Raw genomic sequence first — 558 nt, 5'->3', positions numbered from 1 at the left:
GAACCGTCGCCTTCGATGTTGAACAGCAGCGAGAAGTCGAGGTCCCAGTTGTCGGTGTTCGACAAGGCCAACCCGGCTGAAACCCGCCCGAACAGGCCTTCGCCGTCGAGCGAGGCGAAGCCGACATCGGCACCGACCGACGGCGACAGAAGCAGGCCGTTTTCCAGTTCCAGCGTCCGCTCGACGTCGAAGCCGATGCTGAGACGCGCCTGCTCCTCGATGAAGCCCTTGAGATCGATGACCTCGCCGAGCACGTTCTTCACGCTGTAATCATCGGTCTCTTCGTTGAAATAGACCGCCCGGAGCTTCGGCGTCAGCACCGTGATCTCGTCGAGCTGCCATTCGCCGGTCAGCTTCACATCCGCCATCCAGCGGGTGGTGTCGAAACTGCCCTTGAAGATGCCGGTATCGATGTCGTTCGAGGAGCCGCCATAAAGCAGGTTCGCATCGAGGAACACGCCCTTGCCGAGTTCGAACGAGGCATAGGGGCCGGCCAGCCAGCCATTGCCCTTCAGTTCGGCATCCTCGTCGGTCGGATCGGTCATGTAGTCGTAGTGG

1 protein-coding gene is annotated in these 558 nt (G+C 61.1%); it reads right to left on the bottom strand.

All coding sequences use genetic code 11. The features are described 5' to 3' along the window. Positions 1-558: autotransporter outer membrane beta-barrel domain-containing protein (locus AB4Z53_RS35450; RefSeq protein ID WP_441600113.1), on the bottom strand; the 558-nt coding region annotated here is incomplete at both ends.

It is taken from the genome of Ensifer sp. 2TAB8, assembly GCF_052115125.1.
Taxonomy (GTDB): Bacteria; Pseudomonadota; Alphaproteobacteria; order Rhizobiales; family Rhizobiaceae; genus Ensifer.
This window is presented reverse-complemented; position numbering and strand designations above follow the sequence as displayed.